The organism is Immundisolibacter sp. (assembly GCF_028696615.1).
In the GTDB taxonomy this organism is placed as follows: domain Bacteria; phylum Pseudomonadota; class Gammaproteobacteria; order Immundisolibacterales; family Immundisolibacteraceae; genus Immundisolibacter.
Genome location: NZ_JAQVGQ010000228.1, coordinates 1 through 3,886, shown reverse-complemented (window position 1 = coordinate 3,886; position 3,886 = coordinate 1). Strand labels below are relative to the sequence as shown.

Sequence of the window (3,886 nt, the reverse complement as noted above, 5' to 3'; positions counted from 1 at the left end):
CGATGCTGAACGTGCTGTGGTCGGTGGGCGCCTTCCTGATCGCCATCGGCGTGCTGGTGAGCGTGCACGAGTACGGGCACTTCTGGGCCGCCCGCCGGGCCGGCGTGCGCGTGCTGCGCTTCTCGATCGGCTTTGGCAAGCCACTGTGGCGGCGCGTGGACCGGCACGGCACCGAATACGTCATCGCCGCGCTGCCGCTCGGCGGCTACGTCAAGATGCTCGACGAAACCGAGGCGCCGGTGCCGCCTGCGCAGGCGCATCAGGCCTTCAACCGCCAGCCGGTGGCGGCCCGCATGGCCGTGGTGGCGGCCGGGCCGGTCGCCAACCTGCTGCTGGCGCTGGTGTTCTATTGGGCCATGTTCATGATCGGCACCTACGGCCAACGCCCGGTGGTGGGCGAGGTGTTGCCGAACACGCCCGCCGCGGCGGCCGGCTTTGCGCCAGGCGACACGCTGCGCGCCGTCGACGGCCGCCTGGTGCGCACTTGGGAAGACGCCTCGCTGCGGCTGATGCCGGCCGCCATCGACGGCCGGCAGGTCACGGTCCAGGTGGCGCCCGCCGACCAGCCGGCCGTCGTGCAGGCCCGTCGTCTGGACCTGGCCGGCCTCGGTTACCGCGCCGAGGACCCAGACGTCATGCGCCATATTGGGCTGGTCTGGCGCGGCCCGCGCATCGGCACCACGGTCGGCCAGGTGCTGGCCGGCAGCGTCGCCGAGCGCGCCGGCATCGCCGTCGGCGACCGCCTGCTGGCGGTGGATGGCCGGCCGCTCGCCGACTGGGACGACTGGGTACGCGTGGTGCGCGGACATCCCGAACGGCCGCTGCGTGTGCGCCTGCGGCGTGGCGACAGCGAGCTCGAACTGACGCTCGTCCCGCAGGCCGTCGACGATGGCGGCACGCGCATCGGCCGCGTCGGCCTGGCGCCGCAGGCACCGGCCGCCACGTTCGACGATTACTTCGTGCTGCTGCGCTACGGACCGGTCGACAGCGCCGCGGAGGCGCTGCGCAAACTGCGTGACATGACCGTGCTGACCGGCGAGGTCATCTGGCGCATGCTCACCGGCAGCGCATCCAGCCGCAACATCAGCGGGCCGCTGTCGATCGCCGAATTCGCCGGCCGCAGCGCGCGCCTGGGGGCGGCGGAATTCTTCTCCTTCCTGGGCCTGGTCAGCCTGTCGCTGGGACTGCTGAACCTGCTGCCGGTGCCGGTTCTGGACGGTGGGCACTTGCTGTACTATCTCGCCGAATCGGTACGGGGCCGGCCGTTGCCGGAGCGGGTGCGCGCCGTCGGCCAGCAGGTCGGTCTGGCGGCCCTGCTGGCGCTGACCGTGCTGGCCTTCTACAACGACATCACACGCCTCCTGTTTAGACCCTGACTGCGGGCTGCGGCCTGCCCGGTGACGCCTTGCTTTCCGATCCGCTGCGCCTGCTGTCCCGCTGTCTGGTGGCCGTGCTGCTGTGCCTGAGCATCAACCCGGCGCGGGCAGCCAGCGAAGAGTCGTTCGTCGTGCGCGACATCCGCCTGAACGGCCTGCAACGCATCTCGCCCGGCGCGGTGCTGATCGCGCTGCCGCTGCGCGTCGGCGACCGCTTCGACCCGCAGCGCTCGGAAGCCCTGATCCGCGCGCTGTTCAAGACCGAGTTTTTCAGCGACGTGCAGCTCGACCGCGACGGCGACGTGCTGGTCATCAACGTGGTCGAGCGACCATCGATCGCCGAGCTGAACATCACCGGCAACAAGGACATCAAGACCGAAGACCTGCAAAAAGGCCTGCGCGAGGCGGGCCTGGCCACCGGGCGGGTGTTCGTGCCCTCGGCGCTCGACCAGCTGCGCCAGGAACTGCAGCGCCAGTACTACGCCAACGGCAAGTACGGCATGAAGGTCGACACCACCGTCACCGAGCTGCCGCGCAACCGCGTGCGCATCGACATCGCCATCAGCGAGGGCGACGTGGCGCGCATCCGCCAGATCAACATCGTCGGCAACCACGTGTTCGACGACCAGACCCTGCGCGGCACCTTCAAGCTGTCGACGCCGAACCTGCTCAGCTTCATCACCGGCAACGACAAGTACTCGCGCCAGAAGCTGGCCGGCGACCTCGAAAACCTGCACGCCTTCTACCTGGACCGCGGCTACCTCGATTTCGATATCAAATCAACGCAGGTCGCCATCACGCCGGACAAGCGCGAGATCTACATCACCATCAACGTCAGCGAAGGCCAGCAGTACACGGTCGACGAGGTCAAGCTGTCCGGCAACCTGGTGGTCGATCCCGAGGAACTGGTCAAACTGGTCAAGCTGCGCCCGGGCGACACCTTCTCGCGCAAGAAGATGACCGAGACCAGCGACGCCATTTCCGAGCGCCTGGGCGAGGCCGGCTACGCGTTCGCCAACGTCAACCCCTCGCCGGAGATCGACAAGGAGAAGGCCACCGCCAAGCTGACCTTCTTCGTCGACCCCGGCAAGCGCGCCTACGTGCGGCGCATCAATTTCAGCGGCAACGAGAAGACCGCCGACGAGGTGATGCGCCGCGAGATGCGCCAACTCGAGGCGGCCACGTTCTCGTCGAAGGCGGTCGAGCGCTCGCGGGTGCGCCTGGAGCGGCTCGGCTTTTTCGAGGATGTGACCGTCGAGACGCCGGCGGTGCCGGGCAGCCCCGATCAAGTGGACGTCAACTTCACGGTCAAGGAGCGTGCCTCGGGCTCGATCTCGGCCGGCGTCGGCTTCGGCCAGGGCAGCGGCCTGCTGCTGAACGCGGCGGTCACGCAGAACAACTTTCTGGGCACCGGCGACAGCGTCAGCGTCAACTTCAGCACCAGCGACTACACCCGCGTGTACAGCATCGCCCACACCAACCCCTACGCCACCGTCGACGGGGTTGCCCGCACCGCCAGCGTGTACCTGCGCTCCATCGACGCGGCCGATGCCAACCTGACCGAGTACGACACCGACTCGTTCGGGGGGTCGTGGGGGTACAACGTGCCGTTGTCGGAGTTCGACAGCTTCGGTTTCGGCGCCGAAGCGGAGAACACCCAGATCGGCACCGGCGATTACACCTCGAAGGAAGTGCTCTACTTCATCGACCGCAACGGCGACAGCTACAACATCTTCAAGCTGAACCTGAGCCTGGCGCACGACACGCGCAACCGCGCCATCTTCCCGGACCGCGGCGCGCTGCGCCGCCTGTCGGGCGAGTTCGCCCTGCCGGTGGGCGACCTGCAGTTCTACAAGCTCAATTTCACCGAGGCGCACTACTTCCCGTTCAGCGACACCGTCAGCCTGCTGCTCAGCGGCACGCTCGGCTACGGCGACGGCTACGGCGACACCAACGAGCTGCCGTTTTTCGAGAACTTCTTCGCCGGCGGCTTTCGGACCCTGCGCGGTTTCAAGGACAACACGCTCGGCCCGCGCACCTACAGCGCCTTCACGGACGACCACGGCGATCCCTTCGGCGGCGACCGCTTGGTGCTGGCGCGCAGTGAGCTGTTCTTCCCGGTGCCGTTCATGGATCAGCAGAGCAAGAACTTCCGCATGTCGGTGTTCGGCGACGCCGGCAACGTGTTCGGGCTCAACGAGTCGTTCAAGCTCGGCGAACTGCGCTACTCGGTCGGCCTGGCCGGGGTGTGGATGTCGCCCTTCGGCGCCATCTCGGTGGCCATCGCGCAGCCGTTCAACAAGGGCCCGAACGATGAGACGCAGATGTTCCAGTTCAGCCTGGGCGCCGGTTTTTAGGGAAATGTCGAACACGTTCCAGCTTGGAATTTTCCAGTTCGAGGCGGCACGGGGCGCGCCCGCGCTGCCTTCCATGAATCGACGCCGCAGGCCGGCGATGCACACCGGGGCCGCTTGCCCTGGACAGGTTTTTGTTCACTCTCGACACGGAGT

The 3,886-nt window shown here is 67.6% G+C and carries 2 protein-coding genes; both read left to right on the top strand.

Annotated elements, in window-relative coordinates; translation table 11 throughout:
* Positions 1–1,376: RIP metalloprotease RseP (gene rseP, locus PHC73_RS12175; protein WP_300128638.1), on the top strand; the 1,376-nt coding region annotated here is incomplete at its 5' end.
* A gap of 29 nt (positions 1,377–1,405) precedes the next feature.
* Positions 1,406–3,733, top strand: coding sequence for an outer membrane protein assembly factor BamA (bamA, locus tag PHC73_RS12170; RefSeq protein WP_300128636.1), 2,328 nt, complete (start codon positions 1,406–1,408; stop codon positions 3,731–3,733).
* Positions 3,734–3,886 lie beyond the last annotated feature (153 nt).